This window comes from Micromonospora sp. Utrum1 (assembly GCF_057197805.1).
On record NZ_CM170071.1, the window covers coordinates 5,679,662 to 5,703,665 of the forward strand.

Annotated in this window: 19 protein-coding genes and 1 pseudogene; 4 read left to right on the top strand and 16 right to left on the bottom strand. The window is 75.1% G+C overall.

All coding sequences use genetic code 11. The features are described 5' to 3' along the window. Positions 1-51: 51 nt before the first annotated feature. Positions 52-837, bottom strand: coding sequence for an SGNH/GDSL hydrolase family protein (locus tag AC0OLQ_RS26610; protein WP_484528543.1), 786 nt, complete (start codon positions 835-837; stop codon positions 52-54). Between the two features lie 200 nt (positions 838-1,037). Here AC0OLQ_RS26610 and AC0OLQ_RS26615 point away from each other — a divergent pair, with 200 nt between their 5' ends. Continuing rightward, the gene (locus tag AC0OLQ_RS26615) at positions 1,038-2,573 is read left to right on the top strand and encodes a M1 family metallopeptidase (protein WP_484528544.1); all 1,536 of its coding nucleotides are present in this window, start codon (positions 1,038-1,040) and stop codon (positions 2,571-2,573) included. A 51-nt stretch (positions 2,574-2,624) separates the two neighbouring features. Here AC0OLQ_RS26615 and AC0OLQ_RS26620 read toward each other — a convergent pair whose 3' ends face one another. From AC0OLQ_RS26620 to gltB, 4 genes are all read right to left on the bottom strand, one after another. Beyond that, a complete protein-coding gene (locus AC0OLQ_RS26620) occupies positions 2,625-3,137 on the bottom strand; it encodes a hypothetical protein (protein WP_484528545.1) in 513 nt (170 codons plus the stop codon). Positions 3,138-3,227: 90 nt separating this feature from the next. Continuing rightward, positions 3,228-4,787: an MFS transporter gene (locus AC0OLQ_RS26625; RefSeq protein ID WP_484528546.1), complete on the bottom strand. Its 1,560-nt coding sequence runs from the start codon at positions 4,785-4,787 to the stop codon at positions 3,228-3,230. Positions 4,788-4,999: 212 nt separating this feature from the next. Further along, positions 5,000-6,508, bottom strand: a complete 1,509-nt coding sequence (locus tag AC0OLQ_RS26630) for a glutamate synthase subunit beta (RefSeq protein ID WP_484528547.1) — start codon at positions 6,506-6,508, stop codon at positions 5,000-5,002. Beyond that, positions 6,501-11,168 carry a glutamate synthase large subunit gene (gltB, locus tag AC0OLQ_RS26635; protein WP_484528548.1) on the bottom strand — a complete coding sequence of 1,556 codons (4,668 nt, stop codon included), beginning with the start codon at positions 11,166-11,168 and terminating at the stop codon, positions 6,501-6,503. Before gltB ends, AC0OLQ_RS26630 begins: the two co-directional genes overlap by 8 nt. A gap of 146 nt (positions 11,169-11,314) precedes the next feature. Between gltB and AC0OLQ_RS26640 the strand changes: the two genes are divergently transcribed. Beyond that, a complete protein-coding gene (locus tag AC0OLQ_RS26640; protein WP_484528549.1) occupies positions 11,315-12,160 on the top strand; it encodes a GNAT family N-acetyltransferase in 846 nt (281 codons plus the stop codon). Positions 12,161-12,211: 51 nt separating this feature from the next. On the opposite strand, the gene AC0OLQ_RS26645 is transcribed toward AC0OLQ_RS26640, so the two are convergent. Continuing rightward, positions 12,212-13,399, bottom strand: a complete 1,188-nt coding sequence (locus AC0OLQ_RS26645) for an FAD-dependent oxidoreductase (RefSeq protein WP_484528550.1) — start codon at positions 13,397-13,399, stop codon at positions 12,212-12,214. An 11-nt stretch (positions 13,400-13,410) separates the two neighbouring features. After that, entirely contained in the window at positions 13,411-14,628 is a 1,218-nt protein-coding gene (lgt, locus tag AC0OLQ_RS26650) for a prolipoprotein diacylglyceryl transferase (RefSeq protein ID WP_484528551.1), read from the bottom strand. A gap of 257 nt (positions 14,629-14,885) precedes the next feature. Between lgt and AC0OLQ_RS26655 the strand changes: the two genes are divergently transcribed. Continuing rightward, positions 14,886-15,236, top strand: a complete 351-nt coding sequence (locus AC0OLQ_RS26655) for an NUDIX hydrolase (RefSeq protein ID WP_484532439.1) — start codon at positions 14,886-14,888, stop codon at positions 15,234-15,236. 2 nt (positions 15,237-15,238) lie between these two features. Here the strand turns inward: AC0OLQ_RS26655 and trpA are convergent, their stop codons facing one another. From trpA to trpC, 3 genes are read right to left on the bottom strand one after another with little or no spacing between them, the layout of a single operon-like run. Further along, positions 15,239-16,042 carry a tryptophan synthase subunit alpha gene (gene trpA / locus AC0OLQ_RS26660; protein ID WP_357342649.1) on the bottom strand — a complete coding sequence of 268 codons (804 nt, stop codon included), beginning with the start codon at positions 16,040-16,042 and terminating at the stop codon, positions 15,239-15,241. Between the two features lie 4 nt (positions 16,043-16,046). Further along, entirely contained in the window at positions 16,047-17,279 is a 1,233-nt protein-coding gene (gene trpB, locus AC0OLQ_RS26665; RefSeq protein ID WP_357342651.1) for a tryptophan synthase subunit beta, read from the bottom strand. Positions 17,280-17,319: 40 nt separating this feature from the next. After that, a complete protein-coding gene (trpC, locus tag AC0OLQ_RS26670; RefSeq protein ID WP_210406325.1) occupies positions 17,320-18,123 on the bottom strand; it encodes an indole-3-glycerol phosphate synthase TrpC in 804 nt (267 codons plus the stop codon). Positions 18,124-18,612: 489 nt separating this feature from the next. Between trpC and AC0OLQ_RS26675 the strand changes: the two genes are divergently transcribed. Next, positions 18,613-18,888 (top strand): hypothetical protein, encoded by a 276-nt coding sequence (locus AC0OLQ_RS26675; protein ID WP_484528552.1) that lies wholly within the window; start codon positions 18,613-18,615, stop codon positions 18,886-18,888. A 37-nt stretch (positions 18,889-18,925) separates the two neighbouring features. Here the strand turns inward: AC0OLQ_RS26675 and AC0OLQ_RS26680 are convergent, their stop codons facing one another. The 6 genes and pseudogenes from AC0OLQ_RS26680 to AC0OLQ_RS26705 all read right to left on the bottom strand — a co-directional run bounded on the left by AC0OLQ_RS26680 (position 18,926) and on the right by AC0OLQ_RS26705 (position 23,947). Then, positions 18,926-19,489: a Trp biosynthesis-associated membrane protein gene (locus tag AC0OLQ_RS26680; RefSeq protein WP_484528553.1), complete on the bottom strand. Its 564-nt coding sequence runs from the start codon at positions 19,487-19,489 to the stop codon at positions 18,926-18,928. Further along, positions 19,486-21,039 carry an anthranilate synthase component I gene (locus AC0OLQ_RS26685; RefSeq protein WP_484528554.1) on the bottom strand — a complete coding sequence of 518 codons (1,554 nt, stop codon included), beginning with the start codon at positions 21,037-21,039 and terminating at the stop codon, positions 19,486-19,488. Before AC0OLQ_RS26685 ends, AC0OLQ_RS26680 begins: the two co-directional genes overlap by 4 nt. After that, entirely contained in the window at positions 21,036-21,470 is a 435-nt protein-coding gene (gene hisI / locus AC0OLQ_RS26690) for a phosphoribosyl-AMP cyclohydrolase (RefSeq protein WP_484532440.1), read from the bottom strand. Before hisI ends, AC0OLQ_RS26685 begins: the two co-directional genes overlap by 4 nt. A 201-nt stretch (positions 21,471-21,671) precedes the next feature. Beyond that, positions 21,672-22,343, bottom strand: a pseudogene (locus AC0OLQ_RS26695) (phosphoribosyl-AMP cyclohydrolase); the annotation flags it as partial. A gap of 213 nt (positions 22,344-22,556) precedes the next feature. Further along, entirely contained in the window at positions 22,557-23,561 is a 1,005-nt protein-coding gene (locus AC0OLQ_RS26700; RefSeq protein WP_484528555.1) for an aldo/keto reductase, read from the bottom strand. Next, positions 23,558-23,947, bottom strand: a complete 390-nt coding sequence (locus AC0OLQ_RS26705; protein WP_262282487.1) for a MerR family transcriptional regulator — start codon at positions 23,945-23,947, stop codon at positions 23,558-23,560. The genes AC0OLQ_RS26700 and AC0OLQ_RS26705 overlap by 4 nt, the downstream gene beginning before the upstream one ends. Positions 23,948-24,004: the final 57 nt, after the last annotated feature.

Consider the following 24,004-nt stretch of genomic DNA (forward strand, 5'->3'; position numbering starts at 1 on the left):
GGCGGCCGGCCGGCGGTCCGGGTACGGGCCGCCGGCCGGCGTCGCGTCGGGTCAGCCGATGGCGGCGGTCAGCGCGGCCAGGTAGCCGTAGCGGTAGCCGTCGGCGTCCGGGTGGTACGCCTCGATGAGCCCGCTGACGTCGTTGATCCACGGGTCGGCGGCGCAGACGCCGTGGCCGGCGAAGAACGGCCGGGCGTCGACGAAGGTGGCCCCGGCGGCCCGGGCCCGGTCGGCGATCACCGTGGCGAGCAGGTCGGCAGCCTGGTTGAGGATGGTCCGCTTGTAGGTGCTCATGGCCAGCAGGCCGCAGTAGCTCGTCTCGAACAGCCGCGGGTAGCCGAGCACCACCAGCCGGGCGTTGGGGGCCCGGTTCCGGATGGCGGCGTACGTGTTGTCGAGCCGGCCGGGCAGGGTGGTGGTGGCGAAGGCCCGGCTGTCGTTGACGGCGCTCTCGCAGCTCGAGGTGCTGCCGAAGCGGCAGCTCGTGATGACGTCGGCGAAGCCGGCGTCGTTACCGCCGATGGTGACGGTGACCAGGGTGGTGCCGGTGCCCAGGGAGTTGACCTGGCTGTTGATGACGTCGGCGGTGACGGCGCCGCCGCAGGCCGGGAACTTGAAGCTGGTGACCGCGTGCCCGGCGGCCCAGAGCGGGGCGTACGACTTCTGGCTGCGCAGGCAGGTGGAGAGGTCGTACGGGCCGGCTCCGACGCCGGAGGAGTAGGAGTCGCCGAGGGCGACGTAGTTGACGGTGGCCGCCCGGGCGACGCCGGGGACGAGCGTGGCGCCGAGGACGGCCGCGAACAGCGCGGCCAGGGCGGTGCGGACGCGACGGGACATGACAGGACCTCCACGGGACAGGGGTGGTGGAGCCCGTAGACCGCGCGCGTGGCCAGGGGGTCGGTGCTTGTTACTAGTCGGTAATGCTATCGAAACATTGCCATAAATTGAATAGCGCCGGCCGGCGTTCCGGGGCAGACGCGTTCACAAGCGTCGATTAGGTTGGCGGTGCGTACACCCCGATGGAGGGAGTCCACCCCGTGCGACGCGCTCTCACGGCGGCCATCGCCGCCCTGACCGTCACCACCGCCGGCACCGTCGTGACCGGCGCCCCCGGCCAGGCCGCCCTACCGGGCTGGGGCCGACCGAAGCCCGCGGCGGCCACCCCGACCCCGGGCAGCCCCGGGCTCGGCGACAGCTACTTCCCCGACTACGGCAACGGCGGCTACGACGTCGGCCACTACGACATCCGGCTGCGCTACGAACCGGCCACCGACCGGCTCAGCGGCACCACGACGATCCTGGCCACCGCCACCCAGGACCTGTCCCGGTTCAACCTCGACTTCGCCCTCGACGTCGAGTCGGTCCGGGTCAACGGCTGGTCGGCGGGCTTCGCCCGAGAGGGCGCGCACGAGCTGGTGATCACCGCGCCCCGGCCGATCCTCAAGGGACAGCCGCTCACCGTCGTGGTGAAATACGCCGGCGTCCCGTCGGAGACGCTGGTCCAGGGCTACACGGGCTGGACCCGGGTCGCCGACGGCGCGCTCGCCGTCAACGAGCCCGAGTCGGCCTGGTGGTGGTACCCGAGCAACGACCACCCGACGGACAAGGCCACCTGGGACATCTCCGTCTCGGTGCCGACCGGTCTCGAGGTGGTCAGCAACGGCGTGCAGCCGCGCGCCCCGCTGCCCGAGGCCGGCAACCGCACCCGGTGGAGCTGGCGCAGCGTCAAGCCGGGTGCCACCTACCAGGCGTTCCTGGCCATCGGGCAGTACGACATCGTCACCGACACCGCCCCGAACGGGCAGCCGGTGGTGAACGCGTACAGCACCACGTTGGGCGAGCGCGGGCCGGCCGCCCGGGCCAGCATCGAACGCACCGCCGAGATCATTGACTGGGAGAGCGGCCTGTTCGGGCCGTACCCGTTCGAGGCGCAGGGCGGCGTGGCCGGGCCGGTCGACGGCATCGGCTTCGCCCTGGAGACGCAGAGCCGCCCGGTCTACGGCCCCAGCTTCTGGCGTCGCGGCTCGAACACGTCGGTCGTCGTGCACGAGAACGCCCACCAGTGGTTCGGTGACTCGGTCTCGGTGGCCGACTGGCGCAACATCTGGCTGAACGAGGGCTTCGCCTCCTACGCCGAGTGGCTCTGGTCGGAGGAGCAGGGCGAGGGCACCGCCCAGGAGTTGTTCGACTTCACCTACGCCAGCTACCCGGCCGACTCGGAGTTCTGGCAGGTCCTCCCCGGTGACCCTGGGGCCGGCAACGTCTTCGCCGACGCGGTCTACGACCGGGGCGCCATGGCGCTGCACCAGCTCCGGCTGGCCGTCGGCGACGAGGCGTTCTTCCGGATCCTGCCGGCCTGGACCGCCGAGCATCGCTACGGCAACGGCACCATCGCCCAGTTCCAGGCGCTCGCCGAGCGGATCTCCGGCCGGGACCTCGACGCGGTCTTCACCACCTGGCTGTTCACCGCCGGGCGCCCCGAGCCGGCCGCCGCCGCACGCGGCGCGCTGGTCCCGGCGCAACCGAAGTCGTGGACGAAGATCCGGGAAGCCCACCAGCTGCTGCGGCACTGACCGGCGCCGGCCGGGGCCCGCTCCACCACCGCGGGAGCGGGCCCCGGCCAGTCAGGCCGGCACGGGAGTGGCCGTGGCCGGTGCCGCCGCCTCGATCGCCCGGATGTGCCGGTAGGCGAACCAGAGCGGCGGGAACGCGCCGACCGCGAAGGAGAGGTCGACCAGCGTCCAGAACCACGGGATGTCCCGCACCGGCCCGCAGATCAGCGCGAGCGGCACGATCCCGGCGCAGGCGATCATGCCGAGCTGCACCACCCAGACGTTGCGCACCGGATCGCGCAGCGGACCCCAGAACGCCACCGCAAGCACCAGGTGCGCGAAGGCGAGCCAGTCGGTGCCGTAGAGCATGAACGGGTAGCGCTCGCCGGTCTCGACCAGTCCGGTGTGGACCCGCTCGATCCAGTCCACCAGCGCCGGGAACTGGCCGGCGAGCGGGTCGAGCGCCCGGAGCAGCCAGCGCACCTCCAGCTCCAGCGGAAACGCGGTCACGCCGCTGAGGAACAGCCCGACCACCACGACCCAGAGCCACCGGCGGATTCGCCGGAGGCGTGTCTCGACGTCCATACCCGCAGCGTAGTGACGATCTTCGCGGCGCCGCGGCCCGCGCGGCCCCGCGCCGGCATGACCTCCCTCACGGGGGCCGGGCGGTGCGGGTCAGGCGGCGGGGCAGCCGTCGCGGTGCGCGAACGGCGACCGCAGCCCGGTCCACTGCGAGCGGCGCGGACCCCGGTGCGGCGCGCAGGCCGCGCACTCCTGGGTCGCGCGGGCGGCCCGGCTCGACCGGAGCCGGCCGGCGCCGGGACGCGCGCCGGCCGCGGGGCCGGGAAGCGCCACCGGGGAGGCGCCGGCGAGCGCCGCCGGCCGGGGCAGCGTCCCGGCGCGGACGGCGCCCAGCCCCGCGCCGGCCGGGCGGACGACCCGGGCGGCGGTGGCGGCGATCCGGCGGACCGGGCGGGCGGCGGGCGCGGCCAGCACCAGGGTGAGCCGGTGACGCAGCCGGCGCTCGCGCAGCCGGTCCAGGGTCACCCCGGCCGCCGCGGTCGCCACGGCGGTGACCGTGCCGGCCAGCACCAGGGTCTGCCGGGGGCCGGCGTGCTCGGCGAACCAGCCGAGCAGCGGCGCGCCCACGGCCGCGGAGACCGAGCCGGTGACCGCCAGGGCGGCCAGCACCCGCCCGCGCATGGCGTAGTCGGTGTCGAGCTGGGCCCGGGCGCCGACCGTGGTGTCGATGACCACCGCCGCGGCCGCCACCGGCAGGATCACCGCGGCGAAGCTCAGCGTGCCCGGGGCCAGCCCGGCGACGATCTGCAGCCCGCTGGCCAGCAGGCCCGCTCCGACCAGCACCGCGTAGCCGAGGTCCGCGCGGCGGGCCGCGAACAGGGCGCCGAGCACCGTGCCGACGGCGAAGACGGTGGAGAGGAAGCCGTAGCCGGACGCGCCGCCGTGCAGCGGCCCATCGCTCATCGCGGCCATGGTGACCTGGTAGTTGCGGCCCAGGCTGCCGAGCACGAAGGAGAGCGCCAGGGCCACCAGCACGACCGGCTGGCGTCGCAGGTAGCGGAAGCCGGCCCGGATGCCGCCGTCGCCCGGCGCCGCGTCGGCCGGCGCGGCCACGCCGCCGTCCCGCTCCCCCTCGCGTACGGCGAACAGCGCCACGACGACCGCGACGAAGCTGACGGCGTTCGCGGCGAAGAGCAGCGCCGGGCCGACGACGGCGACCACGACGGCGCCGAGGCTCATGCCGAGGATCCGCCCGGCGGAGTTGGTGAGCGAGCCGAGCGCGAGGGCGTTGCCGAGCGTCTCCCGGTCCACCAGCGTGGACGCCCAGCGGCCCATCACCGGCCCCTCGATGGCCGAGACCGCCCCGGTGGCCAGCGAGATCGCGTAGATCGCCGGGAGGCCGCCGGCGCCGGTGACGGCGACCACGGCCAGCCCGGCGGCGAGCAGCGCGTGCGCGGCCTGGGCGCCGATCAGCAGCGGCTTGGCGGGTACGCGGTCGGCCAGCGCGCCACCCCAGACGCTCAGCACCAGGGTGGGCAGCGCCTGGAGCAGGACGGTGAACCCCATCGAGGTGGCCGACCCGGTTTCGGCCAGCACGTACCAGTTGACGCCGAGGACCTGCATCCAGGTCCCGATGACCGACACGAACCCGGCCGCGGCCCAGATCCGGTAGTTGCGGTGGCGCAGCGCGGCGAACGTGGCGCCGAGGGCCATGAGTGTTTCCCCGTCCAGACGGTGGCACGACGAAGCCGGACCCCACTCGGGTCCGGCCAGCGGCCAAGTCTGGCGGCCGGTAAACCTCCCGACGACAGTTGGTGAGAGGGTTCACCCGGGAGGCCGGGCGTCCGGGGCGGGCCGGGCACGAACCGGACAGCGACGCCCGACACCCCGGTCCGCCGGGGACCGGGGTGTCGGTGAGCGTCGGGTCAGCGGGCTGCCAGGGGCTGCCGGGCCGGGTCGACCGGCGCGGGCAGCGTCCCGACCCCGCCCAGGTGGGCGTGGATGGCCGCGGCGGCGGCCCGGCCCTCGGCGATCGCCCAGACGATCAGCGAGGCGCCCCGGTGCATGTCCCCGGCGACGAACACCCCGTCGGCGTCGGTCTGCCAGTCGGGGCGGGCGTCGACCGCGCCCCGGCCGTTGCGGGTCACCCCGAACTGGGTCAGCAGCGGCTGCTCCTCGGTGCCCTCGAAGCCGATGGCGAGCAGCACCAGGTCGGCCGGGATCTCCCGCTCCGAGCCGGGCAGGGCGGTGACGATCCGGCGGCCGTCCACCTTCTCGACCGTCACCTCGGCGATCCGGACTGCCCGGACCTGGCCGGTGCCGTCGTCGACGAACTCCTGCACCGCCACCGCGAAGACCCGCTCGCCGCCCTCCTCGTGCGCCGGGTAGCTGCGCAGCACCCACGGCCAGGTGGGCCACGGGTCGCGGGCCGCGTCCCGGTCGGCCGGGGGCTCCGGGTAGAGGTCGAGCTGGTGCACGCCGGCCGCACCCTGCCGGTGGGCCACGCCGAGGCAGTCGGCGGCGGTGTCGCCGCCGCCGATGATCACCACGTGCTTGCCGGCCGCGTCGATCGGGCTGCCGTCCGGGAGGGTGGCCAGGGCGGGTTGACCCGCACCGGCCGCCGCGACCACCCGGTTGGCGGCCACCAGGTGCGCCATGGCCTGGTGTACGCCGCGCAGCGCCCGCCCGGGCGTCTCCGGGGTGTCCCGGCCCTGGAGCGCGCCGCAGGCGAGCAGCACCGCGTCGTGCTCGGCGCGCAACTGCTCGGCGGTGACGTCGACGCCGACGTCCACCCCGGTGCGGAAGCGCACGCCCTCGGCGGCGAGCTGGGCCAGCCGCCGGTCGATGTGCCGCTTCTCCAGCTTGAAGTCGGGGATGCCGTAGCGGAGCAGGCCGCCGAGCGCGTCGTCCCGCTCGTACACGGTGACGGCGTGGCCGGCCCGGGCGAGCTGCTGTGCGGCGGCGAGCCCTGCGGGGCCGGAGCCGACCACGGCGACGGACCGCCCGGTCGGGGCCGGCGCCGGCTGCGGGCGCAGCCCGCCCCGGGCCACCGCGGCGTCGGCGATCTCCACCTCGACCTGCTTGATGGTGACCGGCTGCTGGCCGCCCAGGCCCAGCACGCAGGCCGCCTCGCAGGGCGCCGGGCAGAGCCGGCCGGTGAACTCGGGGAAGTTGTTGGTGGCGTGCAGCGACTCCACCGCGGCGTCCCAGCCGCCGGTGCGGACCAGGTCGTTCCAGTCCGGGATCCGGTTGCCGAGCGGGCACCCGTCGTGGCAGAACGGGATGCCGCAGTCCATGCAGCGGGTGGCCTGCTCGCGGATCAGCTCCTCGCCGGCCGGCGGGTAGACCTCCCGCCAGTCCATGATCCGCACCGGCACCGGGCGGCGGGCCGGCAGCCGCCGCTCGTAGCGCAGGAAACCGTTCGGGTCAGGCACGAGCCACCTCCTGGGCGACCGCCCGCGGGGCGGGCGGCACCGGCGCGGCCGACGGCGCCGAGAGGGCGCTCATCACCGCGTCGTCGACGTCATGGCCGGCGGCTTCGGCGGCCCGCATGATCTCCAGCACCCGGCGGTAGTCCCGGGGCACCACGGCGGTGAACTCCTCCACCGCCTCCGGCCAGCGCTTGAGCAGCTCCTCGGCGACCGCCGAGTCGGTCTCGGCGAAGTGCCGCTGGACCAGCTCGTGGAGCCGGTCGCGCTCCTCCTCGCGCAGCGGCGACAGGTCGACCAGCTCGGCGTTGACCAGGCGCCGGTCCAGCCGGTGCACGAAGGCGGTGCCGCCGGACATGCCGGCGGCGAAGTTGCGCCCGGTCGGCCCGAGCACCACCACGGTGCCGCCGGTCATGTACTCGCAGCCGTGGTCGCCGACGCCCTCGACGACGGCCACCGCGCCGGAGTTGCGCACCGCGAACCGCTCGCCGACCCGGCCGCGCAGGAAGACCTCGCCGCCGGTGGCGCCGTACAGGATGGTGTTGCCGGCGATGATCTGGTCCTCGGCGCGCCGACCGGGGTCGGCGTCCGCGCCGGCGAACGGCGCGGCGGAATCCGGGCGGACGACGAGCCGCCCGCCGGAGAGGCCCTTGCCGACGTAGTCGTTGGCGTCGCCGTGCAGGCGCAGGGTGACCCCGCGCGGCAGGAACGCGCCGAACGACTGGCCGGCGGTGCCGTGCAGCAGGAACTCGACGGTGTCGTCGGGCAGCCCGGCGCCGCCGAAGCGGCGGGTCACCTCGCCGCCGAGCATCGCGCCCACGCTGCGGTGCTCGTTGCGCACGGCCACCTCGACCCGGACCGGGGTGCCGTCGCGCAGCGCCGGCTCGGCCAGAGCGATGAGCTGGTTGTCCAGCGCCAGCTCCAGGCCGTGGTCCTGGGCCCGGACGCCACGCCGGGCGGCGCCCTCGGGCAGCTCGGGCAGGTGCAGCACCCGGCTGAGGTCGAGCCCGTGGCCCTTCCAGTGGTCGATCGCACCGGCGACGTCGAGCAGCTCGGTGCGGCCGATCGCCTCCTCGATGCTGCGGAAGCCCAGCTCGGCCAGGTAGCCGCGGACCTCCTCGGCCAGGAAGAGGAAGAAGTTCTCCACGAACTCGGGCCGGCCGGTGAAGCGCTCGCGCAGCACCGGGTTCTGGGTGGCGATGCCGACCGGGCAGGTGTCGAGGTGGCAGACGCGCATCATCACGCAGCCCTCGACAATCAGCGGGGCGGTGGCGAAGCCGAACTCCTCGGCGCCGAGCAGCGCGGCGACCAGCACGTCCCGGCCGGTCTTGAGCTGCCCGTCGACCTGCACGGTGACCCGGTCGCGGAGCCGGTTGAGCAGCAGCGTCTGCTGCGCCTCGGCCAGGCCCAGCTCCCAGGGGGTGCCGGCGTGCTTGAGCGAGTTGAGCGGCGACGCGCCGGTGCCGCCGTCGTGGCCGGAGATCAGGATGACGTCGGCCTTCAGCTTGGCCACGCCGGCCGCCACGGTGCCCACCCCGACCTCGCTGACCAGCTTGACGTGCACCCGGGCGGCCGGGTTGACGCACTTCAGGTCGTGGACGAGCTGGGCCAGGTCCTCGATGGAGTAGATGTCGTGGTGCGGCGGCGGGGAGATCAGGCCGACGCCCGGGGTGGCGTGCCGGGTCCGGGCGATCCACGGCCAGACCTTGTTGCCGGGCAGCTGGCCGCCCTCGCCGGGCTTCGCACCCTGGGCCATCTTGATCTGGAGGTCGTCGGCGTTGACCAGGTATTCGCTGGTCACGCCGAACCGGCCGCTGGCGATCTGCTTGACCGCCGAGCGGCGCTGCGGGTCGTGCAGCCGGTCGACGTCCTCGCCGCCCTCGCCGGTGTTCGACTTGCCGCCGAGGCGGTTCATCGCGATGGCCAGGGTCTCGTGCGCCTCCGCCGAGATCGACCCGTACGACATGGCGCCGGTGGCGAACCGCTTGACGATCTCGCTGGCCGGCTCCACCTCGTCCAGCGGCACCGGCGGGCGCACCCCACTGCGCAGGGTGAACAGCCCGCGCAGCGAGCCGGCCCGCGCGGCCAGCTCGTCGACCTTGGCGGTGTACTGCCGGAAGACGTCGTACTGACGGCTGCGGGTGGCGTGCTGGAGCAGGAAGACCGTCTCCGGGTTGAACAGGTGCAGCTCGCCCTCGCGGCGCCACTGGTACTCGCCGCCGACCTCCAGCCGGTCGGTCGCCCGCGCGCCCGGGGCCGGCCAGGCCAGGGTGTGCCGGGCGGCGACCTCGGCGTGGATCTCGGCCAGCCCGATGCCGCTGATCGTGCTCGGCGTGCCCCGGAAGTAGCGCTGGACCAGCCGGGTGTCCAGGCCGACCGCCTCGAAGACCTGCGCGCCGCAGTACGACGAGACCGTCGAGATGCCCATCTTCGACATGATCTTCAGGACGCCCTTGCCGAGCGCCTTGACGTAGTTGCGGATCGCCTTGCCCGGCTCCATGCCGGCCAGCGCGCCCGTGGAGATCATGTCCTCGACCGACTCGAAGGCCAGGTACGGGTTGACCGCCGCCGCGCCGTAGCCGATCAGCACGGCCGCGTGGTGCACCTCGCGGCAGTCGCCGGACTCGACGATCAGCGCCACCTGGGTCCGGGTCTGCTCCCGCACCAGGTGCTGGTGGACCGCGGCGGTGAGCAGCAGCGACGGGATCGGGGCCAGGTCGGCGTTGGAGTCCCGGTCGGAGAGCACCAGGATGCGCACGCCGTCCTCGATCGCCTCCGAGACGTGCCGGCAGATCTCGGTGAGCCGGGCCTTGATGCCGGGCCCGCCGTCCCGGATCCGGTACAGCCCAGAGACCCGGACCGCCTTGAAGCCGGGCAGGTCGCCGTCCTCGTCGATGGAGAGGATCTTGGCCAGCTCGTCGTTGTCGATCACCGGGTACGGCAGCACGATCTGCCGGCAGCTCGCCGGGCCCGGGTCGAGCAGGTTGCCCTCCGGCCCGATGGTGGACGCCAGGCTGGTCACCAGCTCCTCCCGGATGGCGTCCAGCGGCGGGTTGGTGACCTGGGCGAAGAGCTGGTGGAAGTAGTCGTAGAGCAGCCGCGGCCGGGTGGAGAGCGGGGAGATCGGGGTGTCCGTGCCCATCGAGCCGATCGGCTCCGCGCCGCTGCGAGCCATCGGGGCGAGCAGGATCTTCAGCTCCTCCTCGGTGTAGCCGAAGGTCTGCTGCCGGCGGCGTACCGAGTCGTGGGTGTAGACGATGTGCTCGCGCGGGGGCAGCTCGTCCAGCTCGATGAGGCCGGCGTGCAGCCACTCCTCGTACGGGCGGGCGGCGGCCAGCTCGGTCTTGATCTCGTCGTCGGAGACGATCCGCCCGTTCACCGTGTCGACCAGGAACATCTTGCCGGGCTGGAGCCGGCCCTTGGCGACCACGGTGGCCGGGTCGAGGTCGAGCACGCCCGCCTCGCTGCCCAGCACCACCAGACCGTCGGCGGTCCGCCACCAGCGGCCCGGGCGCAGCCCGTTGCGGTCCAGCACCGCGCCGACGATCTCGCCGTCGGTGAACGCGACCGAGGCGGGGCCGTCCCACGGCTCCATGAGGCTGGCGTGGAAGCGGTAGAAGGCGCGCTTGTCGGCGCGCATCTCCGGGTCGTTCTCCCAGGCCTCGGGGATCATCATGAGCACCGCGTGCGGCAGGCTCCGGCCGGCCAGGTGCAGCAGTTCGAGGACCTCGTCGAAGTTGGCCGAGTCGGACGCGGCCGGGGTGCAGACCGGGAAGACCCGGCGGATGTTGCCGGGCAGCCGCGCGCTGCGCAGCAGCGCCTCCCGGGCCTGCATCCAGTTCCGGTTGCCGCGGATCGTGTTGATCTCGCCGTTGTGCGCGATGAACCGGTAGGGGTGGGCCAGCGGCCAGGACGGGAAGGTGTTGGTGGAGAACCGCGAGTGCACCAGCGCGATCGCGCTGACCACCCGCTCGTCGGTCAGCTCCGGGTAGAACGCCGGGAGCTGGTCCGGGGTGAGCATGCCCTTCCAGACCATCGTCCGGCCGGAGAGCGACGGGAAGTAGGCCGCCACGCCCCGCTCGGCGGTCTCCCGCTCGACCTGCTTGCGCAGGCAGAACGCCACCCGGTCGAGGTCGAGCCCGGTCAGCGGGGAGCCGGCCGGCCCGGCGGGCGCGTCGGTGAGCCGGTGCGCGGCCAGGAAGAGCTGCCGGACCCGGGGCATCGCCGCGAGGGCGGTCTCGCCGAGGCCGGACGGGTCGGTGGGCACGTCCCGCCAACCGAGGATGTCGGCCCCCTCGACCAGGGCGTACTTCTCCACCACCTGGCGCGCCCGGGCCTCGGCCACGTCGTCGTCGGGCAGGAAGACCAGGCCGGTGGCGTACTGGCCGGCGGGCGGCAACGGGAAGTCGACCACCGCGCGGAGGAACGCGTCCGGCACCTGGATCATGATCCCGGCGCCGTCACCGGTGTTGTGCTCCGCGCCCCGGGCACCCCGGTGGTCCAGCCGGCAGAGCGCCCCGAGGCCGTTCGCGACGACCTCGTGCGAGCGGCGCCCGTACAGGTCGGCCACGAAGGCCACACCGCAGGCGTCGTGCTCGTGCGCGGGGTCGTAGAGCCCCGTCGTCCGCGGGGCCGGCTGGGGGCTGTGAGGGTACGGAAAGGCCACCGGGCCTCCTGTCGTCACTCAGGTTGGAACATGGTGGGGACGACGTCGGCCCTCGGGGGTTTTATTGAGTCTACGTTAGGGCGTCCGGCGCAAGGCCAGTTCAGATTGATCACACTTCCAGAATCTGGGACATGTAGTCTCGCGCGGTGGATGTCGTACGCGCTGACGTGCTCGACCGGTTGGAGCGTTTCTACGACGCGGTGCCCCGGGGCGGGGCCCGGACGGAGGAATACGGCGCCCTCGTGCTGTTCGTCCGGGACGGGGCCGGTTGGCCGTTCTACGCCCGCCCCCGGCTGGACGCCGCCGGGCCGCCCTCGCTGGCCGACGTGACCGCGGTCCGGGCCCGGCAGCGCGAACTCGGCCTGCCGGAGGCGTTCGAGTGGGTGCACGAGGTCACCCCGGACCTGCTGGCGGTGGCCCGCTCGGCCGGGCTGAGCGTGCTGGAGGCGCCGCTCATGGTGCTGGAGCCGGACCGCCTGCCCGACCCGGCGACGCTCAGCGACGTACCGGTGCGGGTCCTCGACCCCGCCGACCCGAGCTTCCCCGCGGACGTGGCGCTGCGCCGCGCCGTCGCCGCGGTCGGCTTCTCGCACGGCGGCACCGCGCGCGGCCAGGCGGGCCCGGCCGAACGGGACGCCGCGGTCTCCCGGCTGGACGTGGCCGCGCTGGAGGAGGAGGCGCTCCGCATCGCCGACGGCCGGCGCATCTCGGTGCTCGCCGAGACCCCCGCCGAGGGGGCGCTGGCCAGTGGGATGGCCATGCGGGTCGACGACGTCGCGGAGATCGCCGGGGTGGCCACGCTGCCGGCCGCCCGCCGGCGTGGCCTCGGTGCGGCGGTGACCGCCACCCTCGCCCACGGGCTGCGCGCCGCCGGCACCGACCTGATCTTCCTCTCCGCCGGCAGCGAGGAGATCGCCCGGGTCTACCTGCGGGTCGGCTTCCGCCGCGTCGGCACCGCCTGCATCGCCGAGCCCACGGCCGTGCTCGGCTGACTCCCGCCCCGACCCGGGGCGATGCAGGCTTTCCTGACGGAAGGGCCGGGGTCAGGCCGGCGGATGCCAGGAGGCGGCGGCGGCCGCGGCCGTGCTGCGCAGCCGGGGGCTGATCGTGCCCAGCGCGGCGTCGCGGGCCCGCAGGGCCAGCCGGCCCCGGGTCTGCAGGACGGCCGACATCCGGCGGGTCTGCCGCACCATGGTGGCGGCGCGCGGCCGGCGCAGCCGGTCGTAGGCCGTCACCGCGTCGGGGAGCCGGGACTCCCGCAGCAGCGCCGCCAGGGTGGCCGCGTCCTCGAAGGCGAGGCAGGCGCCCTGCCCGAGGTGGGGCGGCATGGCGTGTGCGGCGTCGCCGAGCAGCACCACCCCGCCCGGCCCGGCCGGGAAGCCGTACGCCCGGGGCAGCGGGCGCAGCTCGCGGATCTCCTGCTGCACCAGGTCGGCCGGGTCGGTCGCGTCGAGCAGCGTGCCGATCGGTGCCGGCCAGCCCGCGTACCAGCGCTTGAGCAGGGCGAGCTGGGTCTCCGGCGGCTCCGGGCGGGGCGCCCCGGCGGCGGTGGCCACCCAGTAGATGCCGCCCCGGCGGGAGGCGCCCGCGGTGCCCCGGTCGCCGAGCGAGGCGGCCACGAAGCGGTAGCCCGCGCCCAGCGTCTCGCCGTGCACCGGCTGGTCGTCGGGGAGCCGTGGGGCCCGGTACCAGGGGATGACGGCCCGCCAGGCGGCACAGCCGGAGCTGACCACCTTCGTTTCCGGGGCGAGTTGCCGCCGGACCTCGCTGTCGGTGCCGTCGGCCGCGACCACCAGGTCCGCCTCGACGGTGTGCCGGCCGTCGCCGACCGCGGGACGCTCGCCGGGATCCGCCCGCACCGTTCGCACGGTCACCCCGGTGCGCAGCTCCACCTGGTCGCCCAGCCCGGCGATCAGCGCATCGTGCAGGTCCTCCCGGTGCACCACCACCGGCATCCGCTCGGCCGGGGTGGGGCGGGGCTGCACCAGCCAGTGCCCGTCGGGGCGGCGCACGCCGCCGTCGGGCAGCGGGGTGGCGATCGCGTCCAGCCCGGCGCCGAGGCCGAGGGCGCGCAGCGCACGTACCCCGTTGGGCCAGAGCACCACGGCGGTCGCCTCCGGACGGACCCGGTCGGCCCGTTCGAGGAGGGTGACCCGCCAGCCGGACCGGGCCAGCACGCCGGCCACCGCCAGCCCGCCGAGGCCGGCGCCGACCACCACCGCGCTCCGCATGACTCCCCCGCTCAGCTGTCCCGGTCGGCGGGGCGGGCGCCGCCGGCGCCGGCCCGGTCCTCGTCCGTCCGGTCCGGGTCGGGCCGCGCCGCGCCGGCCGGCTCGTCCACCGGCTCGCGCTCGGCGGTGTCCGCAGCGGTCGCCGCCTCCGCGGTCGCGCCCTCGTCGGGCTCGTCCCGGTCGGCCTCTTCGGTCGCCGCCGGCTCCTCGGCGGGGACCTCGCCGGTCTCCTGGTACGCGCGGAACTGCTCCTCGCTCACCACCCGGTAGCCCTCCGGCGCGACCGGCCGGGCGCCGGCCTCCCGGGCGGAGAGGTCGACCTGCGACACGTCGCCGCCCGCGGGCGGGACCGGGGCGGCCGGCTCACCGACCGGGATCAGGTATTCGCGCGGCCCGCGCACCCGCAGGAAGTAGACCAGCGCGCCGAGGAAGACCAGCGCCGCGGTCCACACGTTGAGCCGCAGGCCGAGGATGTGGTTGGCCTCGTCGGTGCGCATCAGCTCGATCCAGAACCGGCCCGCCGTGTAGCCCATTACGTAGAGCGCGAAGGCCCGGCCCCGGCCCAGCCGCAGCTTGCGGTCGAGGACCACGACCAGCGCGGCGACGCCGATGTTCCAGAGCGCCTCGTAGAGGAAGGCCGGGTGGTAGAGCCCCGGCTGGAGGACCGGGTTGCCGGCGTCGTCGCGCAGCGCGTGCCCGGGGTTGTCGGGGTCCATGACGTGGACCTCCAGACCCCAGGGCAGGCTGGTGCGCCCGCCGTAGAGCTCGTTGTTGAACCAGTTGCCGAACCGGCCGACCGCCTGGGCCAGCGGCATCCCGGGCGCCAGCGCGTCGGCCACCACACCGAACGGGATGCCGAGCTGCCGGGCGGCGAACCAGGCGCCGACCGCGCCGCCGGCCACCGCGCCCCAGATGCCGAGGCCGCCCTCCCAGATGGCGAACGCCTTGAGGGGCTGGCCGTCGGCGCCGAAGTATTTCTCCGGCGAGGTGATCACGTGGTAGATCCGGGCGCCGACGATGCCGGCGGGCACCGCCCAGACGGCGATGTCGAGCACGGCGCCCGGGGCGACGCCCCGGCGGCGCAGCCGGTATTCGGTGACCACGCAGGCCACCACGATGCCGACGATGATGCAGAGCGCGTACGCCCGGATCGGAACCGGTCCGAGCTGCCAGACGGCGGTGCTGGGGCTGGGCAGGGCCGCCAGTGGGGTCATCGGGGCGAGGGTCACGGGTGCACACGGTACCGGTGCGGACCGTGCTCGCGGCACCCCGGTCCGGCCGGGTTCGTGGCTCGGATGACTTCTGGTTTGCGCGGTCGTAGGCTCTTTGTCCATGAGCGCGCTCACCTGGGCGGTCGCCGCGGTCGTCACCGACCCGTCCGGCCGGGTGCTGCTCTGCCGGCAGTCCGGCGGCGGCCGGCGCTGGGCGCTGCCCGGCGGGCGGCTGCGGGCGCGACGAGAGCCCGCCCGCCGCCGCGCGCCGGGAGATCCGCGCCGAGACCGGCTGGGAGGTCGAACTGGTCGACCTGGTCGGTCTCTACCGGCTCGGCGACCCCGCCGCTCCCCCGCCCCGGGCGGGCCACTGCGGCGCCCTGCCGGACGTGCTGGTGCACGTGTTCCGGGCGCGGGTGCTCGGCGACGCGCCGGCCGGCACCGCGGCGGGCGGCTGCCACCTCGACTGGCATCCGCCGGACGCGCTGCCCGAGGCGCTCACCCCGACCACGCGCACCGCCGTCGCCGACGCCCTCGCCGGCCGCTCCGGCGTGCTGCGCGAGCCGGCGCACCACTTGCCACCCGGACAGCGGGCCGCGGGCGAGGTGGGCACCACCCGGCCGTGAGGTCAGCGGGACGGGTTGCGGACGCCTTCGGCGAGTTCGGCGCTGAGGGTGCGAAGGGCGGTCAGACCGGCGGCCTGGTCGGGGGCGTCGAGCAGGCAGCGGATCAGGGCGCTGCCCACGATCACCGCGTCGGCGTAGCCGGCGACGGTGCCCGCCTGCGCTCCGGTGCCCACGCCCAGCCCGACGCCGACCGGCAGGTCGGTGACCTCGCGCAGCCGGGAGACCAGGACCGGAGCCGCCTCGGAGGTCCGCGCCCGGGCGCCGGTGACGCCCATGATGGCGGTGGCGTAGACGAAGCCGCGGCAGTGCTCGGCGGTCATCTTCAGCCGGGCGTCGGTGGAGGACGGGGAGACCAGGAAGGTCCGGTCCAGGCCGTGCGCCTCAGAGGCGGCCAGCCACTCGCCGGCCTCCTCAGGGATCAGGTCCGGGGTGATCAGGCCGGTGCCGCCGGCGGCGGCCAGGTCGCGGGCGAACGCGTCGACGCCGTACTGCTCGATCGGGTTCCAGTAGGTCATGGTGACCACCGGGGCCCCGGTCGCGGCGACCGCGTCGATGATGCGCAGGGTGTCGCGGGTGCGTACGCCCCCGGCCAGGGCGATGTCGCTGGCCTTCTGGATGACCGGGCCGTCCATCACGGGGTCGGAGTAGGGGATCTCCACCTCGATGACGTCCACGCCGGCCTCGACCATGGCGGTCATCGCGGCGATGCTGCCCTCGACGGTCGGGAAGCCGGCCGGCATGCAGCCCACCAGCACCGCCCGTCCGTCGGCCCGGGCCTTGTCGAAGGCGACCCCGATCCGGCTCACGCTCTCACTCCTTGTCGAGGATGCCGAAGTAGCCACCGGCGGTGTGCACGTCCTTGTCGCCCCGGCCGGAGAGGTTGACCACGATGACCGGCTCCCGGCCCAGCTCGGCGGCGAGCTGCGGGGCGATCTTGCGGGTGCCGGCGAGCGCGTGCGAGCTCTCGATCGCCGGGATGATGCCCTCGGTGCGGCAGAGGAGCTCGAAGGCGGCCATCGCCTCGTCGTCGTCGACGGGCAGGTAGGTGGCCCGGCCGCTGTCGTGCAGCCAGGCGTGCTCCGGCCCGACGCCCGGGTAGTCCAGGCCGGCCGAGATCGAGTGCGACTCGACCGTCTGACCGTCCTCGTTCTGCAACACGTACGTCCGGGTGCCGTGCAGCACGCCCGCCGAGCCGCCGGTGATGCTGGCCGCGTGCCGGCCGGTCGTCACGCCCTCCCCGCCGGCCTCGAAGCCGTAGAGCCGCACGCCGGTGTCGGGCACGAAGGCGTGGAAGATGCCCAGCGCGTTGGAGCCGCCGCCCACGCAGGCCGCGACGGCGTCCGGCAGCGCGCCGGTGAGGTCGAGGCACTGCTGGCGGGCCTCCACGCCGATGCCGCGGACGAAGTCCCGGACCATCTCGGGGAAGGGGTGCGGGCCGGCGGCGGTGCCGATCAGGTAGTGGGTGCTGTCGACGTTGGCGACCCAGTCCCGCATCGCCTCGTTCATCGCGTCCTTGAGGGTCCGCGAGCCGGTGGTGACCGGGACGACGGTGGCGCCGAGCATCCGCATCCGGGCCACGTTGAGCGCCTGCCGCTCGGTGTCCACCTCGCCCATGTAGACCACGCACTCGAGGTCGAAGAGGGCGGCGGCGGTGGCGGTGGCCACGCCGTGCTGGCCGGCGCCGGTCTCCGCGATCACCCGCTGCTTGCCCATCCGCCTGGTGAGCAGCGCCTGGCCGAGCACGTTGCGGACCTTGTGCGCCCCGGTGTGGTTGAGGTCCTCCCGCTTGAGCAGGACCCGGGCGCCGAGCTGGGCGGAGAGCCGCCGGGCCTCGTAGAGCAGCGAGGGGGTGCCGGCGTAGTCGCGCAGGAGGGCGTCGAACTCGGCGAGGAAGCTCTCGTCGGTCATCGCCTTCCGGTACGCCGCGTCCAGCTCGTCGAGCGCGGCGACCAGGGCCTCGGGGACGAACCGGCCACCGAACCGGCCGAAGTGACCGGCGGCGTCGGGGAGCTGGCCGGCCGGGGCCGCGGCGTCACTGCTCATCGCGGGAGTCCTCTCGAGACGTGTCGGGACCCGGCGCGGGTCAGCGCACCGGGCGGGGCGTGGCCGGGTGGTTGCCGGCGTTGACCAGCTCGGCGACCGCCTCGCGGGGGCTCTTCTGGGTGACCAGACCCTCGCCCACCAGGACCGCGTCGGCGCCGGCCGAGGCGTAGCGGATCAGGTCGTGCGGGCCGCGCACGCCGGATTCGGCGATCTTGACGACGCTGCTCGGCAGGCCGGGCGCGATCCGCTCGAACACCGAGCGGTCGACCTCCAGGGTACGCAGGTCCCGGGCGTTGACGCCGATCACCTGCGCGCCGGCCTCCATGGCCCGGTCGGCCTCCTCCTCGGTGTGCACCTCGACGAGCGCGCACATGCCCAGCGACTCGATCCGCTCCAGCAGCCCGACCAGGACGTTCTGCTCCAGCGCGGCGACGATCAGCAGCACCAGGTCGGCGCCGTGCGCGCGGGCCTCGTGCACCTGGTAGCTGGAGACCACGAAGTCCTTGCGCAGCACCGGCACGTTCACGGCGGCGCGGACCGCGGCCAGGTCGTCCAGCGACCCGCCGAACCAGCGGCCCTCGGTGAGCACGCTGATCGCCCGGGCGCCGCCGGCCGCGTAGTCCCCGGCCAGGTCGGCCGGGTCGGCGATCTCGGCCAGCCGCCCCTTCGACGGCGAGGAGCGCTTCACCTCGGCGATCACGGCCACGCCGGGCCGGCGCAGCGCGGCGTACGCGTCCAGCGGCGGTGGCGCGGCGGCGGCAAGCTCGCGGATCCGCTCGAGCGGAACCTGCTCCTGTCGCCGGGCCACGTCCTCGCGGACGCCGGCCAGGATCTCGTCGAGCACGCTTGCGGACGCCGCCGATCCGGCCTCGTCCCCCTCCGCGTGCGCATGCTCAGCAGTCACCAACGGACTCCCCTCTCCGGGTGTCATGGGCCGATGCTAGGGGGCGCCACCTGGCGACAAGCGCCGGGGGTATGGCGCTCCTCACGAAATGGGCTGTGGCATGATGACCGACTTCGCGTGAACGCGGTGTCACGCAGCGCCACCGCGCCCATCGACCGGCGTCGCCCGGGCGCGTCCCGCGCCCCCGGCCGCCACATCGACCGCCGCCCATGACCCATCTCACCACGGCCGCCCCGTCCGCGCAGGACTGCGACGGCCGTCGATGTTGTGAGCAAGCTCAAGGACGAAGGTCCCTACCCAGGTCGGGCGGGCTGCCACAGAGTTGACCTGTGCGTCACGGGGGCGAAACGTGAGCCCGGCAGCATCGTCCTCGGGCAGACTCGATGCGGCGGCCGCCGACCGCCGCCAACGATCTCGTGCGGAGTGACCATGAGCGCCAACGGTCCGAACCAGACCCTCGGATTCACCACCATCTCCCGGAGCGTCGCGTCGCTCGCCGTCAGCGTCGTGCACACCCTCGAACGCGCCGTAGCCGGCGACGGCCGGATGCGCACGGCCCGGGGCAACGCCTGGGAGGCGGTCTGCGCCGACCGGGCCCGGGCCGCGCAGCGCCGCGAACTGGACCGCCTGGTGGCCGAGCTGGCCGCCGCCCGCGCCGCGGTCCAGGAGCGCCGGGACGCGCGCGACGCCCAGCCGGTGAGCTGACCGGGGCACGTGACGATCGGGACGGGCGCCCGGTCGGTCAGCTGACCGTCGGGTCCTCGCCCCGGTCGAGCGCCTCCCAGGCGTCCCGGGTGCCCCGCTCGACCGCCGGCCGGTTCGCGCCGGCGGGCTCGGCCGGCCGCGCCGCCCGCCGCTCGTAGCGGGCGCCCATCGCCGGCCAGCCGGCGCCGCGCAGCAGGGTGAGCAGCGCGCCGGCCACCAGGACCAGCCCGCCCACCAGCACCAGCGCCGGCCACTGCCGGCTCACCCCGGACCCGGTCAGGCCGTAGCCGCCGCCGGCCGCCACGCCCAGCCCGAGCAGGGTCAGCAGGCCGCCCAGCAGCCGCCGGACCCGCCCCCCGGTGGCCAGCACCGCGCCGCCGCCGGCCAGCCCGACCAGGGCCAGGGCCGACACCCAGGGCAGCAGCTCCGCGCCGGTGCGGGCGTGCCGGGCGGGCGGCAGCGAGCCGCGGGCGGTCAGCTCGACCGACCAGGTCCGGGTCACCGCCCAGAACGCGAGGCCCGCGCCGGCCAGGCAGAGCAGCACGGCGTACGTCAGCTCGCGCCGGCCCCGGGCGGCGGGCGCGCCGGTCGACGCGCTCATCGGGCGGGCCGCAGCGTCTCGGCGGCGGCGATCGCGGCCAGCACGGCGGCGGCCTTGTTCCGGGTCTCCTGGTCCTCGGCGGCCGGATCGGAGTCGGCCACCACCCCGGCCCCGGCCTGGACGTAGGCCCGGCCGTCGCGGATCAGCGCGGTGCGGATGGCGATCGCCATGTCCAGGTCGCCGCCGAAGCCGAAGTAGCCGACGGTGCCGCCGTAGAGGCCACGACGGACCGGCTCCAGCTCCTCGATGATCTCCATGGCCCGCACCTTGGGGGCGCCGGAGAGGGTGCCGGCGGGGAAGGTCGCGGCGAGCGCGTCGAAGGCGGTGCGGTCCTCCCGCAGCTCGCCGACGACCGTGGAGACGATGTGCATGACGTGGCTGTACCGCTCGATGGTGGCGAACTCCGGCACCTCGACCGTGCCCGGCCGGCACACCCGACCCAGGTCGTTGCGGCCCAGGTCGACCAGCATGACGTGCTCGGCGCGCTCCTTCGGGTCGGCGAGCAGTTCGGCGGCGAGCCGGGCGTCGGCCTCCGGGGAGCCGCCGCGCGGCCGGGTGCCCGCGATCGGGTGCAGCAGCGCCCGGCGCCGCCCGTCGGCGGCGGTGCTCACCTTGAGGTGCGCCTCCGGCGAGGAGCCGACGATGTCGAAGCCGTCGAAGCGCAGCAGGTACATGTACGGGCTGGGGTTGGTGGTGCGCAGCACCCGGTAGACGTCGAGCGGGTCGGCGTGGGTGGGGCGCTCGAAGCGCTGGCTGAGCACGATCTGGAAGCCCTCGCCGGCCCGGATCGCCTCCTTGGCCGCCTCCACCGCCTTCGGGTAGCCACCCTCCGGCGTCCGGCTGACCACCTCGCCGACGCCGGGCCGGGCAACCGTCGAGATCATGGGCGGAATCGGTCGGGACAGCGCGGTGGTCATGGCGTCCAGCCGCCCCACCGCGTGGTGATAGGCGGCCGCCACCAGCGACGCCCGGTCGGGCGCGTCGAGCGGAGGCAGCACCGCGTTGGCCACCAGGATCGCCGAGCCGTCGTAGTGGTCGAGCACCACCAGGTCGGTGGCGAGCATCATGCCCAGCTCGGGCACGTCGAGCTCGTCCTCGGTCAGCTCGGGCAGCCGCTCGAAGCGGCGGACCAGGTCGTAGCCGAGGTAGCCGACCATCCCGCCGGTGAGCGGCGGCATGCCGCTGGCCGGGTCCCAGGCCGGGCCGGCCAGCGCGGCGACGGTCTCCCGGAGCGCGGTCACCGGGTCGCCGTCGACCGGCACCCCGGCGGGCGGCTCGCCGGCCCAGACGGCCGCGCCGTCCCGCTCGGTCAGCGTGGCGCTGCTGCGCACCCCGATGAAGGAGTAGCGCGACCACGCCATCCCCGCCGAGCCGACGCCCTGCTCGGCGGACTCCAGCAGGAACGTGCCGGGGCCGCCGGCGAGCTTGCGGTAGACGCCGACCGGGGTCTCCGCGTCGGCGAGCAGCCGCCGGGTGACCGGCACGACCCGCCAGCGGGCCGCCAGGTCGGCGAAGGTGCCCTGGTCGGGGCTGACCGTGCCGTCGGTCATGACGTTGCCTCCGCGGAGCCGACCGGCAGCTCGGTGAAGAAGCAGGTGCGGTGCCCGGTGTGGCAGGCCGCGCCCACCTGTTCGACGCTGACCAGCAGCGCGTCGCCGTCGCAGTCCAGCGCCACCGAGCGGACGTACTGGTGGTGGCCGGAGGTGGCGCCCTTGACCCAGTACTCCTGCCGGCTGCGCGACCAGTAGGTGGCCCGGCCGGTGGTCAGCGTGCGGTGCAACGCCTCGTCGTCCATCCAGGCGACCATCAGCACCTCGCCCGAGTCGTGCGCGCGGACCACCGCGGCCACCAGGCCGTCGGGGGTGCGGCGCAGCCGGGCCGCGATGGCGGGGTCGAGCCGGGAGGGGCGGGCCGGGCCGGGGGCCGCGGCACCGCCGGAACTGGCGGGTGCGCCGGTCACCGGCGCGTCAGAGGCGGGCACGGTTGACCATTCTCCCGCACGGGGCACCGGCAGCGCCGACGTGTCCCGGAGGGCGGGCGCGGGACGGACCAGGGCCCGGGTGAGTTGACCGAGGTAGCGGTCCAGCCGGCCGTCCACCAGGGCCTCGGCCAGGTCCGCGCCGCCGACCGCGGCGATCTCCCCGGCGTGCGGGCGGACCAGCGGGACGATCCCGGTGACCAGCCGGCCGGCGGCGGCGCCCACCTCGGCGCTGCCGGCGGGGCGCAGCCCGAGGCAGAGCAGCATGTCGTCGCGGTAGCCGGCCGGCGCGACCGGCAGCTCCAGCGCGGCGGCCAGGGCCGCCCGGCGGGACACCACCCGGACCGAGGGGTTGGCCAGGCGCAGCACCGACGGGCAGAGCCGGGCCAAGTCGGCCGCGGCGAGCCGGACGCCCACCGGGTCGCCGGCCCAGCGGGCACCGGCCACCTTGCCGAGGGTGGCGATCAGCTCCTCCAGACGGGGCTCGTCGGCGGGCTGGCAGAGCACCGGCAGGTCGATCCGGCGCCGCCATTCCGGCGCCGCCCAGAGCAGCCGGGCCGGCGCGCTGACCGGCAGCCCAAACGCCCAGTCGGCGGGCTGGCCCAACCGGTGCACCCAGGAGCGGACGTCCCGGGCGGCCACGGAGACGTGCACCAGCCGGCCGTCGAACTCGGCCAGGTAGGCCCGGCGGGCCGCGTACGGGGTGGCGGCCCGGGCCGGGCCCGCCGTCCCGGCCGCCGGGGCGGCGGGTCGCCCGCCGACGACGAGCGGCCCGCCGGCGCCGGCGGGCCGCTCGTCGTCGGCGGCGACCAGCACGTCGACGTCGACGTCGCTGTGCTCGGTGGCGGCCCGCCGGGCATGGCTGCCACGCAGCATGATCCCCACGACGGGACGGTCGGCGGCCTCCCGGAGGCGGGCGGCCCACTCGTCGAGGAATTCCGGCAACTCCAGCTCGGCGCGTCTGGCGCCGCGCTGCGACCTGGAGCCGCCGCCGGTCTCGGGCAACGGAGCGGGACCCACGGCGTCATGGTGCCGGACGTCCGATCTTGGCGCAATGACCGATGGCGGACCGGGTGTCCGCCGCTGGGGCTAGTGCCCGACCGTTCGCATTCCTGCCGGGGTGTACCTTTCCCCGGCGACCGCCCCGGCGGGCACCGCCCCGCGCAGCCGGTCCTGCTGCTCCGGGGTGAGCCGCAGGTCGGCCGCGGCGGCGTTCTCCTCCAGGTAGCGGACCCGCTTGGTGCCGGGGATCGGCAGGACGTCCTCGCCCTGGGCGAGCAGCCAGGCCAGCGCCGCCTGGGCCGGGGTGCAACCCAGCTCGCCGGCGACCGCGCGGACCGCCGCGGCCAGCTTCAGGTTGGCGTCGAGGTTGCCGTCGGCGAACCGGGGCACGGTGCGCCGCCAGTCGTCCTCGGCGAGCTGCTCCCGGCTGGTGATCGTCCCGGTGAGCAGCCCCCGCCCGACCGGCGAGTACGCCACCAGGGAGACGCCCAGCTCCCGGCAGGTGGCCAGCATCTCCCCCTCGACGTCCCGAGTGAACAGGGAGTACTCCATCTGGACCGCCGAGACCGGGTGCACCGCGTGGGCCGCCCGCAGGGTCGCCGGGCTGACCTCCGACAGGCCGATCAGCCGTACCTTGCCCGCCTGGACGAGCTCGGCCAGCGCGCCGACGGTCTCCTCGATCGGGGTCCGCGGGTCGCGCCGGTGCAGGTAGTACAGGTCGATGGTGTCGATGCCGAGGCGGGCCAGCGACGCGCCGCAGGCCTGCTTCGCCCAGGCGGCGCTGCTGTCCACGAAGGCGCCCGGGCTGCCGGTGCCGCCGAAGCTGTCGCCGCTGGTGCGGTTGCCGAACTTGGTGGCCAGGAAAACCTCGTCCCGGCGGGCCCGCACCACCGGGCCGAGCAGCCGCTCGTTCGCCCCGAAGCCGTACATGTCGGCGGTGTCGAGGTGGTTGACGCCGAGGTCGAGGGCCCGGTGCAGGGTCCGGGTCGACTCGGCGTCGTCGGCGCCGCCGTAGGCGAAGCTCATGCCCATGCAGCCCAGGCCGATCGCCGAGACCTCCGGGCCGGTCGCGCCCATTCGTCGCTTGATCATGCCAGCTCCTCCTCCGCTCGGCGGTATGCGTCGATCTTGTAGTCGAGGACCTTGAGGTCCTCCTCCAGCTCGGCCATCCGGGCCAGCACCCGGCTCCGGTGCGCCTCGAACAGCGCCCGCCGGGCGCCGAGCGTGCGGTCGCCCTGCCGGGCCAGTTCGGCGTAGCGCCGCATGTCCCGTACCGGCATGCCGGTACGGCGCAGCCGGGTGAGCAGGAACAGCCAGTTGACGTCGGACTCGGTGTAGCGCCGCCGGCCGGCGGAGTCCCGGCCGACCGGGGCGACCAGGCCCTCCTGCTCGTACCAGCGCAGCGTGTAGGTGGTCAGGCCGACCCGTTCCGCCGCCTCACCGACGGTGAGGCTCATCTCCCGCGTGCTGATGTCCACGCACCCAGGCTTCCAGTTCGAGGGCACTCGAAGTCAACCTTGCGCGAAGGCCGGTAA

Bases quoted from the DNA above. Each gene is read 5' to 3' on its own strand.
- AC0OLQ_RS26610 (WP_484528543.1), bottom strand. From the start codon at position 837: ATGTCCCGTCGCGTCCGCACCGCCCTGGCCGCGCTGTTCGCGGCCGTC.
- AC0OLQ_RS26620 (WP_484528545.1), bottom strand. From the start codon at position 3,137: ATGGACGTCGAGACACGCCTCCGGCGAATCCGCCGGTGGCTCTGGGTC.
- AC0OLQ_RS26625 (WP_484528546.1), bottom strand. From the start codon at position 4,787: ATGGCCCTCGGCGCCACGTTCGCCGCGCTGCGCCACCGCAACTACCGG.
- AC0OLQ_RS26645 (WP_484528550.1), bottom strand. From the start codon at position 13,399: ATGCGGAGCGCGGTGGTGGTCGGCGCCGGCCTCGGCGGGCTGGCGGTG.
- trpB (WP_357342651.1), bottom strand. From the start codon at position 17,279: ATGAGCAGTGACGCCGCGGCCCCGGCCGGCCAGCTCCCCGACGCCGCC.
- AC0OLQ_RS26675 (WP_484528552.1), top strand. From the start codon at position 18,613: ATGAGCGCCAACGGTCCGAACCAGACCCTCGGATTCACCACCATCTCC.
- AC0OLQ_RS26680 (WP_484528553.1), bottom strand. From the start codon at position 19,489: ATGAGCGCGTCGACCGGCGCGCCCGCCGCCCGGGGCCGGCGCGAGCTG.
- AC0OLQ_RS26685 (WP_484528554.1), bottom strand. From the start codon at position 21,039: ATGACCGACGGCACGGTCAGCCCCGACCAGGGCACCTTCGCCGACCTG.
- AC0OLQ_RS26700 (WP_484528555.1), bottom strand. From the start codon at position 23,561: ATGATCAAGCGACGAATGGGCGCGACCGGCCCGGAGGTCTCGGCGATC.